General features: G+C 72.2%; 15 protein-coding genes. 9 read left to right on the top strand and 6 right to left on the bottom strand.

What is annotated here, in order from left to right; genetic code table 11:
* Positions 1–239 precede the first annotated feature (239 nt).
* From ACWCRA_RS34220 to ACWCRA_RS34230, 3 genes are all read right to left on the bottom strand, one after another.
* Positions 240–1,025, bottom strand: coding sequence for an SAM-dependent methyltransferase (locus ACWCRA_RS34220; protein ID WP_351546347.1), 786 nt, complete (start codon positions 1,023–1,025; stop codon positions 240–242).
* Positions 1,026–1,077: 52 nt separating this feature from the next.
* A complete protein-coding gene (locus tag ACWCRA_RS34225; RefSeq protein ID WP_351546344.1) occupies positions 1,078–1,782 on the bottom strand; it encodes a glycerophosphodiester phosphodiesterase in 705 nt (234 codons plus the stop codon).
* 163 nt (positions 1,783–1,945) lie between these two features.
* Entirely contained in the window at positions 1,946–2,974 is a 1,029-nt protein-coding gene (locus ACWCRA_RS34230) for an adenosine deaminase (protein ID WP_351546341.1), read from the bottom strand.
* A gap of 108 nt (positions 2,975–3,082) precedes the next feature.
* Here ACWCRA_RS34230 and ACWCRA_RS34235 point away from each other — a divergent pair, with 108 nt between their 5' ends.
* Positions 3,083–3,802, top strand: a complete 720-nt coding sequence (locus tag ACWCRA_RS34235; protein ID WP_351546338.1) for a DUF4190 domain-containing protein — start codon at positions 3,083–3,085, stop codon at positions 3,800–3,802.
* A gap of 139 nt (positions 3,803–3,941) precedes the next feature.
* Here ACWCRA_RS34235 and ACWCRA_RS34240 read toward each other — a convergent pair whose 3' ends face one another.
* A complete protein-coding gene (locus ACWCRA_RS34240) occupies positions 3,942–4,514 on the bottom strand; it encodes an NADAR family protein (protein WP_351546335.1) in 573 nt (190 codons plus the stop codon).
* 314 nt (positions 4,515–4,828) lie between these two features.
* On the opposite strand from ACWCRA_RS34240, the gene ACWCRA_RS34245 reads away from it, so the two are divergent.
* The 8 genes from ACWCRA_RS34245 to ACWCRA_RS34280 all read left to right on the top strand — a co-directional run bounded on the left by ACWCRA_RS34245 (position 4,829) and on the right by ACWCRA_RS34280 (position 14,867).
* Complete coding sequence (locus tag ACWCRA_RS34245) at positions 4,829–6,334, top strand: gamma-aminobutyraldehyde dehydrogenase (RefSeq protein ID WP_351546332.1); 1,506 nt, start codon at positions 4,829–4,831, stop codon at positions 6,332–6,334.
* Between the two features lie 130 nt (positions 6,335–6,464).
* On the top strand, positions 6,465–7,712 hold the full coding sequence (locus ACWCRA_RS34250; protein WP_351546329.1) for an ABC transporter substrate-binding protein: 1,248 nt from the start codon (positions 6,465–6,467) through the stop codon (positions 7,710–7,712).
* A gap of 41 nt (positions 7,713–7,753) precedes the next feature.
* On the top strand, positions 7,754–8,929 hold the full coding sequence (locus ACWCRA_RS34255) for an ABC transporter ATP-binding protein (RefSeq protein ID WP_351546326.1): 1,176 nt from the start codon (positions 7,754–7,756) through the stop codon (positions 8,927–8,929).
* Positions 8,926–9,870 (top strand): ABC transporter permease, encoded by a 945-nt coding sequence (locus tag ACWCRA_RS34260; RefSeq protein WP_351546323.1) that lies wholly within the window; start codon positions 8,926–8,928, stop codon positions 9,868–9,870. Before ACWCRA_RS34255 ends, ACWCRA_RS34260 begins: the two co-directional genes overlap by 4 nt.
* 8 nt (positions 9,871–9,878) lie before the next feature.
* Positions 9,879–10,676, top strand: coding sequence for an ABC transporter permease (locus ACWCRA_RS34265; protein WP_451069385.1), 798 nt, complete (start codon positions 9,879–9,881; stop codon positions 10,674–10,676).
* Positions 10,677–10,739: 63 nt separating this feature from the next.
* On the top strand, positions 10,740–12,152 hold the full coding sequence (locus tag ACWCRA_RS34270; RefSeq protein WP_451069380.1) for an NAD(P)/FAD-dependent oxidoreductase: 1,413 nt from the start codon (positions 10,740–10,742) through the stop codon (positions 12,150–12,152).
* Between the two features lie 206 nt (positions 12,153–12,358).
* Positions 12,359–12,820 (top strand): hypothetical protein, encoded by a 462-nt coding sequence (locus tag ACWCRA_RS34275; protein WP_351546314.1) that lies wholly within the window; start codon positions 12,359–12,361, stop codon positions 12,818–12,820.
* Positions 12,821–12,983: 163 nt separating this feature from the next.
* Complete coding sequence (locus ACWCRA_RS34280; protein WP_451069381.1) at positions 12,984–14,867, top strand: chitinase; 1,884 nt, start codon at positions 12,984–12,986, stop codon at positions 14,865–14,867.
* On the opposite strand, the gene ACWCRA_RS34285 is transcribed toward ACWCRA_RS34280, so the two are convergent.
* Both ACWCRA_RS34285 and gabT read right to left on the bottom strand, forming a co-directional pair.
* Positions 14,852–15,685: a phosphatase PAP2 family protein gene (locus tag ACWCRA_RS34285; protein ID WP_451069382.1), complete on the bottom strand. Its 834-nt coding sequence runs from the start codon at positions 15,683–15,685 to the stop codon at positions 14,852–14,854. The two genes, ACWCRA_RS34280 and ACWCRA_RS34285, sit on opposite strands and share 16 nt — an antisense overlap.
* A gap of 195 nt (positions 15,686–15,880) precedes the next feature.
* Entirely contained in the window at positions 15,881–17,215 is a 1,335-nt protein-coding gene (gabT, locus tag ACWCRA_RS34290; protein WP_351546309.1) for a 4-aminobutyrate--2-oxoglutarate transaminase, read from the bottom strand.
* Between the last annotated feature and the right edge of the window lie 353 nt (positions 17,216–17,568).

Consider the following 17,568-nt stretch of genomic DNA (forward strand, 5'->3'; position numbering starts at 1 on the left):
CGAGGACCAGGCCCCGGCGGCCGGAGTGATCGCGGGAATCGGCCGGGTGAGCGGGCGCGAGGTGGTGATCGTCGCCACACCGCCGGGAAGTCCCGGCGGTGAGCCCCCGCCCCTTCCGCGCGCAGGACGGTTCGGGGCCCGCCCTGCCGACGGCCGGGGTTCGCCGTGCCCGATGGTTCCGGGTCCCGCCGCGCCCGCCGCCGGGGTTCGCGGTGCCCGCCGCCGGGGCCCGTGCCGCGTTACGGCTTGAGTCCCACCACGCCGTACTGCGCCACCAGGGGCGGTTCCTCCCCCGCTGTGCCCGGGCGCCAGCGCGAGCAGGAGACCAGACCGGGCTCCAGCACCTCCAGCCCCTCCAGGAACGAGGCGATCTCCTCGCCGGTGCGCGCGGTGATCGGCGGGGTCGCGTTCTCGTTCCAGAACGCCATCGCCTCCGCGTTGCCCTCGCCCCCCAGCTCCAGCGTCGGATGCGTCAGCACCAGGGCGCTGCCGGAGGGGACCGAGGCCATCAGGGTGCGGACGATGGAGCGGGCCTCGTCGGTGTCCAGCACGAAGTTGAGAATCCCGAGCATGATCACCGCCACCGGCCGGCCGAGGTCCAGCGTCGGGGTGACCGCGCGCAGAATCCCCTCCGGGTCGTGGGCGTCCGCGTCCAGATACTCGGTCGAGCCCTCGGGCGAGCTGGTGAGCAGCGCGCGGGCGTGCGCCAGCACGATCGGATCGTTGTCGACATAGACGATCCGGGACTCCGGCGCGATGCGCTGGGCCACCTCATGGGTGTTCTCGGCGGTCGGCAGCCCCGTACCGATGTCCAGGAACTGCCGTATGCCGCGCTCGGCGGTCAGATGGCCCACCACCCGGCCCAGGAACGCCCGATCGGCGCGGGCGACCTCGCCGATGCTGGGATAGAGACCGGTGATGTGGTCGCCGACCGTGCGGTCGACCGGGTAGTTGTCCTTCCCGTGCAGCCAGTGGTTCCAGACTCTGGCGTTGTGGGCGACGTCGGTGCGAATCCTGTCGTTCATCAGTGCTCCTCGGCCGGGGTACAGGGCCCGGCGGTCCATCATGCCGGAAGGATCAAGGACGCCGGTCCGGGGCGCCGAGCACCGAGCGCAGGGTGTCCACCCGGTTGGTGGTGATCGAGTCGACGCCCGCCCGGACCAGTGACCGCATGGTGCGCCGCGTGTCCGCCGTCCACGCGGAGACGAGCATTCCGTCGCCGTGGACCCGGTCCACGAGAGCCCGGCCGACCAGGCCGAAGCGGTAGTTGAGCGTACGGGGACGGAGCGCGTCCAGCAGGACGGGGCGCGGCGGGGCCAGCGAGGTCCATGTCAGGGCGATCTCGGCGGCGGGGTCGGCGGCGCGCACCGCGAGCATGGTGGCCGGGCCCGCGCAGTAGTACGCGCGCTCCGCCGCGCCGTGGTCGTGGACGGCGCCGACCACCCTCCGCACGGTCTCGGGCGTGGCGCCGGGGAGGTCGATCATCACCCGGCAGCCGCCGAGCCCCTCCAGGGTCCGCAGCGCCTCCTCCAGGGTCGGCACCCCGCCGGCGGTCAGCCCCGCCACCTCGGCACGGGAGAGCCGCGCCAGCGGGCGGTCGTGGCCCCAGAGCCGCTTCAGTGTGGAGTCGTGCAACAGCACGGGGACTCCGTCGGCGGTGAGCCGCACATCGATCTCCACCGCGTCCGCGCCCCGGGCGGCGGCGGAGCGGAGGGAGGGGAGGGTGTTCTCACGGACGAGGTACGGATCGCCTCGGTGGCCTACGGCGGTGACGGTACGCATGGCTCCCATTGTTCACCGCGGGCCCCGGGGCGGCGGGGCCGACGACGGGACCGGCGGCGGGTCCGGGGCGCGGACCCGGGCGGACCCTGCGGACCCGGGGCGGACCCTGCGGACCCGGGGCGGGTCAGCCCCGGGGCCGCGGGTGGCCTCCGGCCGGGGCCCGTCAGCGGCCGGCGAGCCAGGACGCCGTGTAGGTGTCGATCTCCCCGGCGATCCTCGCCTTGCCCGCCGGGTCGAGGAAGGACGCGTGCACCGCGTTCTTGGCCAGCTCCGCCACACCGCGCTCGTCGAGATCGAGCAGCCGGGCCGCCACCGCGTACTCGTTGTTCAGATCGGTGCCGAACATCGGGGGGTCGTCGCTGTTGATCGTCACCAGCACACCGGCCGCGACCATCTCCCGGACCGGGTGCCGGTCGAGGTCGGTCACGGCCCGGGTGGCCAGATTGGAGGTGGGGCAGACCTCCAGCGGGATGCGCCGCTCGGCGAGATGGGCCAGCAGCGCCGGGTCCTGCGCGGCGGTGGTGCCATGGCCGATGCGCTCGGCCCCCAGCTCCTGGAGCGCGTCCCAGATCGTCTGCGGTCCGGTGGTCTCCCCGGCGTGCGGCACGGAGTGCAGCCCGGCCGCGATGGCCCGGTCGAAGTACGGCTTGAACTGCGGCCTGGGCACACCGATCTCCGGCCCGCCGAGCCCGAAGGAGACCAGCCCCTCGGGGCGCAGGTCCAGCGCCAGCCGGGTGGTCTCTTCGGCGGCTTCGAGCCCCGCCTCGCCCGGGATGTCGAAACACCAGCGCAGGACGACGCCCAACTCGGCCTCGGCGGCCTTCCGGGCGTCCTCGATCGCCTCCATGAAGGCCCGCTCCTCGATGCCCCGGCGGGTGGAGCTGAAGGGGGTGACGGTCAGCTCCGCGTAGCGGACGTTCTGCCGGGCCATGTCGCGGGCCACCTCGAAGGTGAGCAGCCGTACGTCCTCCGGGGTGCGGATCAGGCTCACCACCGAGAGATAGACCTCGATGAAGTGCGCGAAGTCGGTGAAGGTGAAGTAGTCCGCGAGCGCCTCGGGGTCGGTGGGGACCCGGGAATCGGGGTGGTGGGCCGCCAGCTCGGCGACGATGCGCGGGGAGGCCGAGCCGACATGGTGCACATGCAGTTCGGCCTTGGGGAGTCCCTCGATGAAGGGGCGCAGGTCGGTCATCGGGTCCTCCGGGTGCGATCGGTCGTTCGATTAGGGGATCATCGTAGGCGGGCGGTACTCCGTGGAGCGCAGGCTTTAGCATGACCGGACCACGAACGGGGGAACAGAGTGTCAGACCAGCAGTCCCAGCCGCCGGGCACGCCCGAGCCGCTCGACCGTGATCCCTGGGCGCCGCCGCAGCAGGGCGGAGCCCCTCAGCACGGTGACACCCCGCAGAACACGCCGTGGCCCGGCGGGAGCGGCACCACCCGGCCCGATGTGCCGCTGGAGACGCCGGGGGCCGCGCCCGCCGCCCCGTATGTGCACCAGCAGCCCACCGTCACGTCCATGCCCGGGGCCGGCACCGGCGCGGTACCGCCGCCGCCCACCGCACCCGGTGGCTGGTCCCAGCCCCAGCCGGGGGCCGTTCCCTTCGGACACACCACCGCTCCCCTCCCTCCCTACGGCGGGGGCTATCCGGCCCACCCCGGCTACCAGGGCTATCCGCCGAGCGGCTGGCAGCCGCCGGTCGCCCCGTCGAACGGGATGGGGGTCGCGTCCCTGGTGCTCGGCATCCTCGCCGTCACCTTCTTCTGCCTCTGGGGTGTTCCCGGGGTCCTCTTCGGCGGTCTCGCGCTGATCTTCGGCATCATCGGACGCAGGCGTCATCGGCGTGGCGAGGCCGACAACGGCGGGGTGGCGCTCGCGGGCATCATCCTGGGCTCCATCGGGCTGGCGCTCGGCACCGCGTTCCTCGCGCTGACCGTCTGGGGACTGTCCATGGACGCGGACTCCTCCGTGGAGGACCCGTGGTACGGCGCGGGCGGTGGCCTCTCCACCACCTGGTGACAGCCGCGCCCCCGCGCCGCCGGGCCCGGGCCGGGGGATCGCGCTCGGACCGGTCGCGGTCGCGCTCGCGCCGTGCCGCCGGTTCGGTCCGTGCCGCCGGTTCGGTACGGGCCCCGGGTTCGGTCCGTTGCCTCCGCGCTCAGACCGTGTCGGCGGCGCGGCCCCGCAGCTCCTGTCTCGCCTCCATCAGCGCGAACCCCAGCAGATTCAGCCCCAGCCAGCGGGCCGGATCATGCGCCCGCTCATCGGCCGCGGCCAGCCCGATGCCCCACACCCGGTCGGTCGGGCTGGCCTCGACCAGCACCCGGTCCCCGGTGGCGAGCAGAAACGTCCGCAGCCCGGCGTGCTGACCGAACTTGTGGACGCTGCCCGAGCGCACGGTCGCGAACCGCTCGCGCTCCCACACCGCCTCGTCGAAATCGCGCACCAGACGCCCGGCCTTCTTGGCCTCGGCCGGGGTCCGCGCGGCGAGCACCCGCTCCTCCGCCTCCGCGTCGCCGAACAGCCGGGCCTTGGCCGCCATCATCCAGTGCTCCGCCGTCGGGTACCGCACGCCGTCGACCACGAACGGTGAGGGCCACCACTGGCTGAGGCAGCTCGCGCCGATCCGCCCGTCCCGCCGCGGGGCATGGCCCCAGAAGTACAGATACCTGATCCGCTCACCCGTGCTGACCTGGCGGATCAGCTCATGTGCCGACGTGTGATTCCCCATGCACGCGAGTCTCGCATCCACCACTGACACTCCGTACGGTCCATGACCCGCCGACACGACAGATGGTCGACCGATTCCGTCGCGTAACCAAAAGGCAACTACGGAATCACTTGTTGGCGAACAGGTGCTCTGTCAGGATCGGCAATCAATTCCGGCCGGAACAACGGCGGCCGACAGGCCGACCGCCGCACGGGCACGGCGGACGAGCGGGAACCGCAAGAGCAGAGCAAGCGACAAGAACCAGCAAGAACCGGTAAGAACCAGCAAAGAACTGGCAAGAACCGACAAGAGCGACCAGAACAACGGAGAGCGTCATGGGCAACGGCGACCACGGTCTCGACCGCTTCGCGGACGGCGCGCAGTACACCGGCGGGCGGCTGAGGCCCGGCACCTCGGGACGCACCCAGGACATCGTCGACCCCGCCACCGGAGCGAGGCTCCTCGGCTACGCCCTGGCGGGCGCGGACGATGTCGACACGGCCGTCGCCGCCGCCCGCGCGGCCTTCCCCGGGTGGGCGGGAGCCACCCCGGGCGAGCGCTCCGACGCCCTGCACCGCTTCGCCTCCGTCCTCGCCGGCCGGGCCGGGGAGCTCGCCCGCACCGAGTCCCTCCAGTGCGGGAAGCCGCTCCGGCTCAGCGCCGGGTTCGACGTCCCCGGCACCATCGACAACACCGCCTTCTTCGCGGGCGCGGCCCGCCGGCTCCAGGGGCAGTCGGCCGGCGAGTACAGCGGCGACCACACCTCCTACGTACGCCGTGAACCGATCGGGGTCATCGGCTCCATCGCGCCCTGGAACTATCCGCTCCAGATGGCGGCCTGGAAGATCCTCCCGGCCATCGCCGCGGGCAACACCGTCGTCCTCAAACCGGCCGAGACCACCCCGCTGACCTCGCTGATGTTCGCCCAGGCCGCGACGGACGCGGGCATCCCGGACGGCGTGGTCAACGTGGTCTCCGGCGCGGGACGGGAGGCGGGCGAGCGGCTCGTCACCCACCCCGATGTCGCCATGGTCTCCTTCACCGGCTCCACCGCCGTCGGCCGCCGGGTCGCGGCGCTCGCCGCCGCCACCGCGAAACGCCTCCACCTCGAACTCGGCGGCAAGGCCCCCTTCGTCGTCTTCGACGACGCCGACCCCGCCGCCGCCGTCCGGGGCGCGGTCGCCGGCGCGCTGATCAACTCCGGCCAGGACTGCACCGCCGCCACCCGCGTCTACATCCAGCGCCCGCTGTACGACGAGGTGATGGCGGGGATCGCCGATGTCATGGCCACGGTCAGGGTCGGCGACCCGTTCGACCCCGCGACCGATCTGGGGCCGCTGGTCTCGCATGTCCAGCGCGACCGGGTGGCGGGCTTCGTGGAGCGGGCGCGCGGCTACGCGCGGGTGGTCACCGGCGGCACGGCGCCCGGCAACGGGGGCGCCTACTACGCGCCGACGCTGATCGCGGACGCGGCCCAGGACAGCGAGATCGTCCAGTCCGAGGTCTTCGGCCCGGTCCTCGCCGTGCTCCCCTTCGACGCGGACGACGAGGGCATCGCGCTCGCCAACGACACCCCCTACGGCCTCGCCGCCTCCGCCTGGACCCGCGATGTCTTCCGCGCCAACCGCGCCACCCGGGAGCTGCGGGCCGGCTGCGTCTGGATCAACGACCACATCCCGATCATCAGCGAGATGCCGCACGGCGGGTATGGCGCCTCCGGCTACGGCAAGGACATGTCGGTGTACTCCTTCGACGAGTACACGCAGGTCAAGCATGTGATGTTCGACAACACCGCAGCCGTGCGCAAGGACTGGCACCGCACCGTCCTCGGCGACCGCTGACCCCTCTGCCCTCCCACCCTCCGCCCCCACCTCAGGGCCCCCACCCCACCCCACCCCGGCCCCACCCGGCGACCGCACCGCACCCGTCCCGTCCCGCAAGGGCGCACCGCATCCCGAAAGGCCACCGATCATGTATCCGTACGAGCCCGACGGCCCCGCCCCGGCCCACCTGGCGGCGGTACGGCGCAGCCTCACCACGGGCCGGGGGGCCCTCACCCGCCGCTCGCTGCTGCGCGCCACCGGCACCGGCGCCCTCACCCTCGCCGGACTCACCACCCTCGCCGCCTGCGGCATCCCGCCCGCCAAGCGCGAGGGCGGGGCCGAGTCCTCCGACGACCACTCGGCCGAGGAGAAGGAGGTGATCTTCTCCAACTGGACCGAGTACATGGACATCGGCGAGGACAAGAAGAGCCGCCCCACCCTCGGCGACTTCACCCGGCGCACCGGCATCAGGGTCAAGTACACCGAGGACATCAACGACAACGTCGAATTCTTCGGAAAGATCCAGCCGCAGCTCGCGGCCGGCCAGCCCACCGGCCGGGACCTGATCTGTGTCACCGACTGGCTCGCCGCCCGGATGATCCGCCTCGGCTGGGTCCAGCGGCTCGACGCCTCGCTGCTGCCCCACGCGTACACCCATCTCTCCCCCCAGTTCCGCAACCCCGACTGGGACCCGGGCCGCGCCCACTCGTACCCCTGGACCGGGATCTCCACCGTCATCGCCTACAACACCCGGGCGACCGGAGGGAAGAAGGTCGACTCCGTCAGCCAGCTGCTGGACGACCCCTCTCTCAAAGGGCGGGTCGGCTTCCTCACCGAGATGCGCGACACCGTCGGGATGACCCTGCTGGACCTCGGCAAGGACCCGGGGAAGTTCACCGACGCCGACTACGACGAGGCGATCGGGCGGCTCCAGAAGGGTGTGGACCGCAAGCAGATCCGGCGGTTCACCGGCAACGACTACACCTCGGACCTGGACAAGGGGGATCTGGCGGCCTGTATCGCCTGGGCCGGCGATGTCATCCAGCTCCGGGCCGGCAACCCGGACATCGCCTTCGCGATACCCGAGGCCGGCTATGTCACCTCCAGCGACAACCTCCTCGTGCCGGCCGGTGCCAGACACCGGGCGAACGCCACCCGGCTCATCGACCACTACTACCGGCTCCCGGTCGCCGCCCGGCTCGCCGCGTACATCAACTACGTCTGCCCGGTCGCGGGAGTCGGCGCCGAGCTGGCGAAGATCGATCCCGCCCTCGCCCGCAACACCCTGATCGTCCCGGACCGGGCCATGGCCGCGAAGTCCCATGCCTTCCGCTCGCTGAGCACCGCGGAGGAGAAGGCGTACGAAGAGAAGTTCGCCACCCTCATCGGCGCCTGACCCCCTCTCCCCGTCCACCGCTACCCCTGGGACCGCGACCCATGACCGACACCACAGCGGGCGGCGATGTCCGCCTCTCCGGGATCAGCAAGACCTACGGCCGCTCCGTCACCGCCGTCCACCCGCTGGACCTGACCGTCCCGCAGGGCACCTTCTTCGCGCTGCTCGGCGCCTCCGGCTGCGGCAAGACCACCACCCTGCGGATGATCGCCGGACTGGAGGACCCCACCACCGGCTCCATCCTCCTCGGCGACCGCGATGTCACCCGGCTGCCGCCGCACCGGCGGCCCGTCAACACCGTCTTCCAGAGCTACGCGCTCTTCCCGCACCTGAGCATCCACGAGAATGTCGCCTTCGGGCTGCGCCGCCGCGGCATCCGGTCGGTGCGCAAGCAGGTCGGCGAGATGCTCGACCTGGTGCAGCTCGGGGAGCTGGCGGCCCGCCGTCCCCACCAGCTCTCCGGCGGCCAGCAGCAGCGCGTCGCCGTCGCCCGGGCGCTCATCAACCACCCCCGGGTGCTGCTGCTCGACGAACCCCTCGGCGCGCTCGACCTCAAACTGCGCCGGCAGATGCAACTGGAGCTCAAGCGCATCCAGACCGAGGTCGGCATCACCTTCGTCCATGTCACCCACGACCAGGAGGAGGCCATGACGATGGCCGACACGGTCGCGGTGATGAACGGCGGCCGGGTCGAGCAGCTCGGCGCGCCCGCCGAGCTGTACGAGAACCCCCGGACCACCTTCGTCGCCAACTTCCTGGGCACCTCCAACCTCATCGCGGCCGGGGTCGTCTCGGTCTCCGGCGGCGAGGTCGTGGTGAGCGCGGCCGGTGCCCGGCTCCGGCTCCCGGCCGGCCGCTGCGCCACCGCCCCGGTCACCGGCGGCAGGCTGCTGGCCGGAATCCGCCCGGAGAAGATATCCCTGGTCCCCGCCGCCGACGCGGACTCGGTGCCGGCGGGGAGGAACCGTCTCACCGGAACCATCGCCGCCGCCGGCTTCATCGGAGTCTCCACGCAGTACGTCATCGACAGCCCGGTCTGCCCGGACCTGGAGGTGTACGTCCAGAACATCGAGCGGGACCCCCGGCTGGTGCCCGGCGCCGAGGTCGTCCTCCACTGGAACCCCGAGCACGGCTTCGGGCTCGACGCCGGGCAGCCCATCGACGCGGGTGTGGAGACGATCGGCGCGGACGCGGAGACGGTGGGGGACCCGGCATGACCACCACCGCGCCCGCTCCCGCCCCCGGAGCCCCGCCCGGCCCGCCGCCCCCGGCCCCCGCGGTCCACCGGCCGTCCGCCCGCCGCCGGCTCGTGCCCTACTGGCTGCTGCTGCCCGGCATCCTCTGGCTGCTGGTCTTCTTCGCGCTCCCGCTGGTCTACCAGGCCTCGACCTCCGTGCAGACCGGGTCCCTGGAAGAGGGCTTCACCGTCACCTGGCACTTCCGGACGTACGCGGACGCGCTGGCCGACTACTGGCCGCACTTCGTCCGCTCGGTGCTGTACGCGGGCACCGCGACGGCCCTGTGTCTGCTGCTCGGCTACCCGCTGGCGTATCTGATCGCCTTCAGGGCGGGCCGCTGGCGCCATCTGCTGCTCGTGCTGGTCATCGCGCCGTTCTTCACCAGCTTCCTGATCCGCACCCTCGCCTGGAAGACGATCCTCGCGGACAGCGGCCCGGTGGTGGAGGTCCTCGGCGCCGTCGGCTTCCTGGACGTCACCAACTGGCTCGGTCTGACCGACGGAACCCGGGTGCTCGCCACCCCGCTGGCCGTGGTCACCGGTCTGACGTACAACTTCCTCCCCTTCATGGTGCTGCCGCTCTACACCTCGCTGGAGCGGATCGACCCCCGGCTCCACGAGGCGGCGGGCGATCTCTACGCCGGGCCCGCCACCACCTTCCGCAAGGTGACCTTCCCGCTGTCGATGCCGGGCGTGGTCTCCGGCACCCTGCTGACCTTCATCCCGGCGAGCGGTGACTACGTCAACGCCGAACTCCTCGGCTCCACGGACACCAAGATGGTCGGCAATGTCATCCAGTCGCAGTTCCTGCGGGTGCTCGACTATCCCACCGCCGCCGCGCTGTCATTCCTTCTCATGGCCGTTGTGCTCATCATGGTCACCGTCTACATCCGGCGGGCCGGAACGGAGGATCTGCTCTGATGGCTCCGATGGCATGGCTCAAGCGCAATGCCGTGGTCCTCGCGGGACTGCTGACGCTCGCCTATCTGATACTGCCGAACATCGTCGTGATGGTGTTCTCCTTCAACCGCCCCGCCGGAAAGTTCAACTACTCCTGGCGGGAATTCTCCACCGACGCCTGGCGCGACCCGTGCGGCGTCCCCGACCTCTGCGGCTCCCTCGCGCTCTCGCTCCGGATCGCCCTCTGGGCCACGATCGGGGCCACGGTGCTCGGGGTGATGATCGCCTTCGCGCTGGTCCGCTACCGGTTCCGGGCGCGCGGCGCGGTCAACGCGCTGATCTTCCTCCCGATGGCGATGCCGGAGGTGGTCATGGCCGCCTCGCTGCTCACGCTCTTCCTCAATCTCGGCGCCGAACTCGGATTCCGGACCGTTCTCATCGCGCACACCATGTTCTGCCTCAGCTTCGTGGTGGTGGCGGTCAAGGCGCGGGTGCTCTCCATGGACCCCCGTCTGGAGGAGGCCGCCCGCGATCTCTACGCGGGGCCGGCGCAGACCTTTCTGCGGGTGACCCTGCCGATAGCCGCCCCCGGAATCGCGGCGGGCGCGCTGCTCGCCTTCGCGCTCTCCTTCGACGATTTCATCATCACCAATTTCACCTCCGGCACCGCCGTCACCTTCCCCATGTTCGTCTGGGGTTCGGCCCAGCGGGGCACCCCCGTCCAGATCAATGTCATCGGCACGGCGATGTTCCTCATCGCGGTGCTCGTGGTGGTCGCCGGGCAGTTCGTCGCCGGCCGCCGGAAGAAGGCCGCCACGTCCGGGTGACGGACCGCCGGGCCCGTCCCGCCGGCCGCGCGGCACATCCCAGTACGCCGAGGAGTGGAAACCATGGCCCGAGCCGCCATGTCCTTTGCCCCGTCCCTGTCCGATGTCCAGCCCCTGTGCTTCTGGCTGGACGACCCCGCGAAGCCCGCAGCCGAGCCCGCGCTCACCGCCGACGAGGAGTGCGACCTGCTGGTGATCGGCGGCGGCTACAGCGGGCTGTGGACCGCGCTGCTCGCCAAGGAGCGGGACCCGGACCGCGAAGTCGTCCTCATCGAGGGCCGGGAGACCGGCTGGGCCGCTTCGGGCCGCAACGGCGGCTTCTGCGCCGCCTCGCTCACCCACGGCCTGGGCAACGGCCTCGCCCGCTGGCCCGGGGAGATCGCCACCCTGGAGCGGCTCGGCGAGGAGAACCTCGACGCCATCGAGGCCGCCGTCACCACCCACGGCCTGGAGTGCGACTTCGAGCGCACCGGCGGCATCGACGTCGCCACCGAGCCGCACCACATGACGGAACTGGCCGAACTGCGCCGAGAGGCCGGGGCGGCGGGCTTCGCCGGGCTCCGGCTCCTCGACCGGGACGCCGTGCGCGCCGAGGTGGACTCCCCGACCTTCCTCGGCGGCCTCTGGGACCCGCGCGGCACCGCGCTGCTCAACCCGGCCCGGCTGACCTGGGGGCTCAAGCGCGCCGCGCTCCGTCTCGGCGTGCGCGTCCATGAGAACACCCCGGCCCTGGAGCTGGCGTCGGCCGGGGCCCGGATGGCCGTCCGCACCCCCTGGGGCAGGGTCTTCGCCCGCCGGGTCGCGCTGGGCACCAATGTCTTTCCCTCGCTGGTCAGACGGGTGCGCCCGTACACCGTCCCGGTCTACGACTACGCCCTGACGACCGAGCCGCTGACCGCCGCCCAGCTCGCCTCCATCGGCTGGAGCGGCCGGCAGGGGCTCGGCGACGCCGCCAACCGGTTCCACTACTTCCGGCTGACCGCCGACAACCGCGTCCTGTGGGGCGGCTATGACGCGATCTACCCCTACGGGGGCCGGCTCAGCGCGGAGCTGGACCACCGCCCCGAGACCTACCTCCGGCTCGCCCAGCACTTCTTCCGCTGTTTCCCCCAGCTGGAAGGGGTGCGTTTCAGCCATGCCTGGGGCGGTGCCATCGACACCTGCTCCCGCTTCTCGGCGTTCTTCGGCACGGCGCACGGCGGCCGGGTCGCCTACGCCGCGGGCTATACGGGGCTGGGTGTCGGCGCCACCCGGTTCGGCGCGGAGGTCATGCTCGATCTGCTCGCGGGGGAGCGCACCGAGCGCACCGCGCTGGAGATGGTGCGCACCAAGCCGCTGCCCTTCCCGCCCGAGCCGGTCGCCTGGGCCGGGATCGGGCTCACCAAGTGGTCGCTGGCCAGGGCGGACGAGCGGGGTGGCCACCGCAACGCGTGGCTGCGGACGATGGACCGGATGGGTCTGGGCTTCGACAGCTGAGCCCCCCCGCGCCCGGCCCCGGAGCGGGCCCTGCCCCCGGGGTCCGCTCCGGGCCCCGGGCCGCCGTGATCATGTCGTGACCCAGTTCACTACCAAGGAGTAGCGAAACCCGCGTCATACCCCGTGCCCACCTCTGTCTCCCTGTGCGGGGGCGCATCCGGCGCCCCTGGACAAACCGGATGGAAACGAAGGACGGAGGCCGGGCGATGACTGGCTCGGGGGCCAAAACAGCGGTGGAGTGGCTGGTGTCGGTGGCACCGGACCCGGACGCCTGCCGGTGGGAGTGGGAGCGCAATCCGTACGGGATCGCACTGCTGCCCGCCGGCCGGCGCTGGGACGTACTGATCCTGCCCGCACGGCTGGGCCACCCCACGCTCGATGTACTGAACCGGCTGACCGGCCGGCCGGGGCCGGTGCTCGCGGACTCCGGCGACACCCGTGTCGCCTTCCTCGTGCCGCCGGGCACGGCCGGGCGCTGGATCGCCACCGGGGTCCGCGGCGCGGGCGACGGCACCTGGATCGTCGTCCCGTACCCCGGCCGGCCGGCCGGCGGCGGGGTCCGCTGGCTGATCGCGCCGGACGGCTCCGGGACCCTCACCGAACCGGCGCTGCTGGAGGCGGCGATGCACGAGGCGACGGCGATCCTGGCGCGCGGCGAGGACGGGTGAAGGACCGGACTCCGGCGGGAGCCGCTGCCCCCGCAGCGGCTCCCGCCGGAGTCCGGAGGACCCGGAGCCGGGTGCGGGCTCTGCCGCAACCCTTGACAAGCCCATTGGTCTGGACCAAATTATGCGCGCTCCCACTTCCATCCCCCCATGTACGGAGGCAGTTGTGGAACGCACCAGAGAACGAGGCCGCGGCCGGGCCAGAGACAGCACACCGGGCCGCGCCCCCCGCCGGCCCGGCGCCCGTGCCCGGCTCCGCACCCGATGGGTCGCCGCCCTCTCGGCCGGACTCCTCGCCATCGGCGGGCTCGTCGCCACCGCGACCACCGCCCGGGCCGCCGACAGCGAACTCGCCACCAACGGAGGCTTCGAGGCGGGCCTCACCGGCTGGACCTGCTCGGCGGGGAGCGGAGCCGCCGTCACCACCCCGGTCCACGGCGGCACCTCGGCGCTCAAGGCCACCCCGTCCGGCGGCGACAACGCCAAGTGCGGCCAGACCGTCACCGTCCGGCCCAACTCCCAGTACACCCTGAGCGGCTGGGTCCAGGGCGGCTACGCCTACCTCGGGGCCTCCGGCACCGGGACCACCGATGTCTACGCCTGGACCCCCTCGGCGCCCTCCTGGCAGAAGCTCTCCACCACCTTCCGCACCGGCGCCTCCACCACCTCGGTGACCGTCTACACCCACGGCTGGTACGGCACCTCCGCCTACCACGCCGACGACATCTCCGTCTTCGGCCCCGGTGGCGACCCCGTCCAGATTCCCGCCGCGCCGACCGGCCTCGCCGCCGGATCGCCCGGTTCCACCTCCGTACCGCTGAACTGGAACGCCTCGTCCGGGGCCACCGGCTACCACGTCTACCAGGGCGCCAACAAGGTCGCCTCGGTCAGCGGCACCTCGGCCACCGTCACCGGGCTGACCCCCCTGACCTCGTACACCTTCCAGGTCACCGCGGCCAACAGCGCCGGGGAGTCGCCCAAGTCGGCGGCGGTGAGCGCCACCACCACCAGCGGAGGCGACCCGGGCGGCGGACTTCCGCCGCACGCCCTCGTCGGCTATCTGCACACCAGCTTCGCCAACGGCTCCGGCTACACCCGGATGGCCGACGTCCCCGACTCCTGGGACGTCATCAACCTGGCCTTCGGCGAACCCACCTCCGTCACCTCGGGCGATATCCGCTTCGGCCTCTGCCCGGTGACCGAGTGCCCGAACGTCGAGTCCACCGCCGACTTCAAGGCCGCCCTCAAGGCCAAACAGGCGGCGGGCAAGAAGGTGCTGATCTCGATCGGAGGCCAGAACGGCCAGGTCCAGCTCGCCACCACCGCCGCCCGTGACCTCTTCGTCTCCTCCGTCTCGAAGATCATCGACGAGTACGGGCTCAACGGGCTGGACATCGACTTCGAGGGCCACTCCCTCTCCCTCAACAACGGGGACACCGACTTCCGCTCGCCGACCACCCCGGTCATCGTCAATCTGATCTCCGCGGTCAAGACCCTCAAGGCGAAGTACGGCAAGGACTTCATCCTGACCATGGCGCCGGAGACCTTCTTCGTCCAGCTGGGCTACCAGTTCTACGGCTCCGGCCCCTGGGGCGGCCAGGACCCGCGCGCCGGATCGTATCTCCCGGTCATCCACGCCCTGCGGGACGACCTCAGCCTGCTCCACGTCCAGCACTACAACTCGGGCCCGATCATGGGTCTGGACAACCAGTACCACACCATGGGCTCCGCGGACTTCCACATCGCGATGGCCGACATGATGCTCACCGGCTTCCCCGTCGCGGGCAACCAGTCCCGGGTCTTCCCGCCGCTCCGCCCCGAGCAGGTCGCCATCGGACTCCCGGCCTCCACCCAGGCGGCGGGCGGCCACACCGCGCCCGCCGAGGTGAACAAGGCGCTCGACTGCCTCACCAAGAAGACCAACTGCGGCTCCTACCAGACCCACGGCACCTGGCCCGCCCTGCGCGGCCTGATGACCTGGTCGATCAACTGGGACCGCTACAACCAGTGGCAGTTCTCGCGCAATTTCGACGCCTACACCTGGAGCTGACCCCCAGCGGGCCGGCTCCCAGCGGGCCGGCTCCCGCCCCGGCGGCGGCACAGGGACAGCAGTACGCCGCCGAGGCACAGGCTGCCGAGCACATCCAGCGGCCAGTGGTAGCCGCGCAGCACCAGACCGGTGCCCGTCGCCAGGGTCAGCACCCCGGCGGCGGGCACCGTCCATCGGAACCCCCGGTACGGGGCGAGCAGCAGCGCGGCGCCGCCGTAGGCCACCATCGCCGTCGCCGTGTGCCCCGAGGGGTAGTAGCCGGTGGCCTCGGTCAGCGGGCCCGGCCGGTCGATCAGCGCCTTCAGCGGGACGACCAGCGCGGGCACGGCGGCCATCGCGAGTACGACGCGCAGCGCGTCGTACCTCCGGGTGCCGCCGTCCCGCACCAGGGTGTACGCCAGAGCCGCGGCCAGCACCGGCAGCGCCACCGCCAGGCCGCCGAGGTCGGCGAGCAGCTCCGTCAGCGGCCGGGGGCCGCTCCCGGCGATCGCGTGCTCGATCCGCTCGTCGAGGGAGCGCAGCGGTCCGCCCGCCGCGACCTGCCAGGTGATCAGCGCGAAGAGCAGCGCGCACAGCGCCGGCGGCAGAAGACGCCAAAAGGCCGGCCGCCTCGGAACAGGGGGGGTGGTTCCGAGGCAGCCGGCCTGACCGGGCCGCCGCGCGCCCCGGGGGGTTTGGGGCGTGCGGCCATCCGATCGGTGAGGAGTTCCGGAGCCCGAAGCTCCGGTGGTGTGCGCGAAGGCACGACCGGCACAGCGCTGGGGAAGCCCTGGTCCGGCTCCGCTCGCAGTCCCCTGCGAGCGAGGTGTTTCTCTCATCTGCAGAAACCGTACGGCAGGGAGAGGGGGGACCGACAGCCGGATCTCCATCCCGCCATCGGCCCCCCACACTCTCTTCACAGGTCGCGACCGTTCCGCCTGGTCGGCGACCGCCTTGTCCGGATCACCCGAACGCCATCCGAACGGGGGTACGGCCCGCCCGGAGCGCTCCACGGCCGCCGGCCCCGGCACCGGTCAGAGAGCCGCGAACGCCTCCTCCAGGATGTCCAGGCCCTCGTTCAGCAGCTCCTCGCCGATCACCAGCGGCGGCAGGAAGCGCAGCACATTGCCGTAGGTGCCGCAGGTCAGGACCAGCAGCCCGGCGGCGTGGCACGCCTTGGCGAGCGCCGCGGCCGACGCCGCGTCCGGCTCCTTGGTCCCCCGGTCCTTCACCAGCTCGATCGCGATCATCGCGCCCCGGCCCCGGATGTCGCCGATGATGCCGAACTTCTCCTGCATCGCGGTGAGCCGCGCCTTCATGACCTCCTCGATACGCTTCGCGCGCGCGTTGAGGTCCAGCTCCCTCATGGTCTCGATCGCCCCGAGCGCCCCCGCGCACGCCACCGGGTTGCCGCCGTACGTACCGCCCAGGCCGCCGGCGTGCGCCGCGTCCATGATCTCGGCGCGGCCGGTGACGGCGGCGAGCGGCAGACCGCCCGCGATGCCCTTCGCGGTGGTGATCAGATCCGGCACCACGCCCTCGTCCTCACAGGCGAACCACTGGCCGGTCCGGCAGAAACCGGACTGGATCTCGTCGGCGACGAAGACGATCCCGTTCTCCTCGGCGAACCGCGCGATGGCCGGGAGGAAGCCCTTCGCGGGCTCGATGAAGCCGCCCTCGCCGAGCACCGGCTCGATGATGATCGCGGCGACGTTCTCCGCGCCGATCTGCTTGCTGATCTGATCGATGGCCTGCGCCGACGCCTCGGCCCCGGCATTCTCCGCCCCGGTCGGCCAGCGGTAGCCGTACGCCACCGGCACCCGGTAGACCTCGGGCGCGAACGGCCCGAAGCCCTGCTTGTACGGCATGTTCTTCGCCGTCAGCGCCATCGTGAGGTTGGTCCGGCCGTGGTAGCCGTGGTCGAAGACGACGACCGCCTGGCGCCTGGTGTGCGCGCGAGCGATCTTCACGGCGTTCTCGACCGCCTCGGCGCCCGAGTTGAACAGCGCCGACTTCTTCGCGTGGTCGCCGGGGGTGAGCTCGGCGAGCGCCTCGGCGACCTCGACGTACCCCTCGTACGGCGTCACCATGAAGCAGGTGTGCGTGAAGTCCGCGAGCTGCGCGGACGCCCGCCGCACCACGGCCTCGGCGCTCGCCCCGACACTGGTCACGGCGATGCCGGAGCCGAAGTCGATGAGCCGGTTGCCGTCGACGTCCTCGATGATCCCGCCACCGGCCCGAGCGGTGAACACGGGCAGCACGGACCCCACACCGGCGGCGACCACCGCGGCCCGGCGGGCCTGGAGCTCGATCGACTTCGGTCCGGGAATGGCGGTGACGACGCGGCGCTCCTGCGGGATCGCGGTCATGAGGGGCTCCTGGGGTGCTCGGGCTGGGCTGTTCGGACTGGAGTGTTGCGGGGGGATCGGGTGACCGGGGTGACCGGGGTGACCGGGCCGGGGTGATCGGGTCGGCGTGACCGGGTGATCGGGCCGGGCCGGTCGGTCGGGCTGATCGGGCCGGTCGGTCGGGCTGATCGGGCCGGTCGGTCGGGCTGGGCTCTTCGGCCCGGTGGGGTGGGACTGTGTGTTCTCCCTGCGCAGGCTAGGGGTGGGGGAGGGGGGTGGGCATGCGCCGTTCGGGAGTGTTGGGGGTGGGGGGTTGTCCGTGCCGGACATAGGCGGGGGTTCGGGGGGCGGCCGGGCGGGCCCGAGCCGGGGCC

Source organism: Streptomyces sp. NPDC001889, from assembly GCF_053594535.1.

Coding starts and splice junctions, on each gene's coding strand:
- ACWCRA_RS34220 (WP_351546347.1), bottom strand. CDS start 1,025: ATGAACGACAGGATTCGCACCGACGTCGCCCACAACGCCAGAGTCTGG.
- ACWCRA_RS34225 (WP_351546344.1), bottom strand. CDS start 1,782: ATGCGTACCGTCACCGCCGTAGGCCACCGAGGCGATCCGTACCTCGTC.
- ACWCRA_RS34230 (WP_351546341.1), bottom strand. CDS start 2,974: ATGACCGACCTGCGCCCCTTCATCGAGGGACTCCCCAAGGCCGAACTG.
- ACWCRA_RS34240 (WP_351546335.1), bottom strand. CDS start 4,514: ATGGGGAATCACACGTCGGCACATGAGCTGATCCGCCAGGTCAGCACG.
- ACWCRA_RS34245 (WP_351546332.1), top strand. CDS start 4,829: ATGGGCAACGGCGACCACGGTCTCGACCGCTTCGCGGACGGCGCGCAG.
- ACWCRA_RS34250 (WP_351546329.1), top strand. CDS start 6,465: ATGTATCCGTACGAGCCCGACGGCCCCGCCCCGGCCCACCTGGCGGCG.
- ACWCRA_RS34255 (WP_351546326.1), top strand. CDS start 7,754: ATGACCGACACCACAGCGGGCGGCGATGTCCGCCTCTCCGGGATCAGC.
- ACWCRA_RS34260 (WP_351546323.1), top strand. CDS start 8,926: ATGACCACCACCGCGCCCGCTCCCGCCCCCGGAGCCCCGCCCGGCCCG.
- ACWCRA_RS34265 (WP_451069385.1), top strand. CDS start 9,879: ATGGCATGGCTCAAGCGCAATGCCGTGGTCCTCGCGGGACTGCTGACG.
- ACWCRA_RS34270 (WP_451069380.1), top strand. CDS start 10,740: ATGGCCCGAGCCGCCATGTCCTTTGCCCCGTCCCTGTCCGATGTCCAG.
- ACWCRA_RS34275 (WP_351546314.1), top strand. CDS start 12,359: ATGACTGGCTCGGGGGCCAAAACAGCGGTGGAGTGGCTGGTGTCGGTG.
- ACWCRA_RS34285 (WP_451069382.1), bottom strand. CDS start 15,685: ATGAGAGAAACACCTCGCTCGCAGGGGACTGCGAGCGGAGCCGGACCA.
- gabT (WP_351546309.1), bottom strand. CDS start 17,215: ATGACCGCGATCCCGCAGGAGCGCCGCGTCGTCACCGCCATTCCCGGA.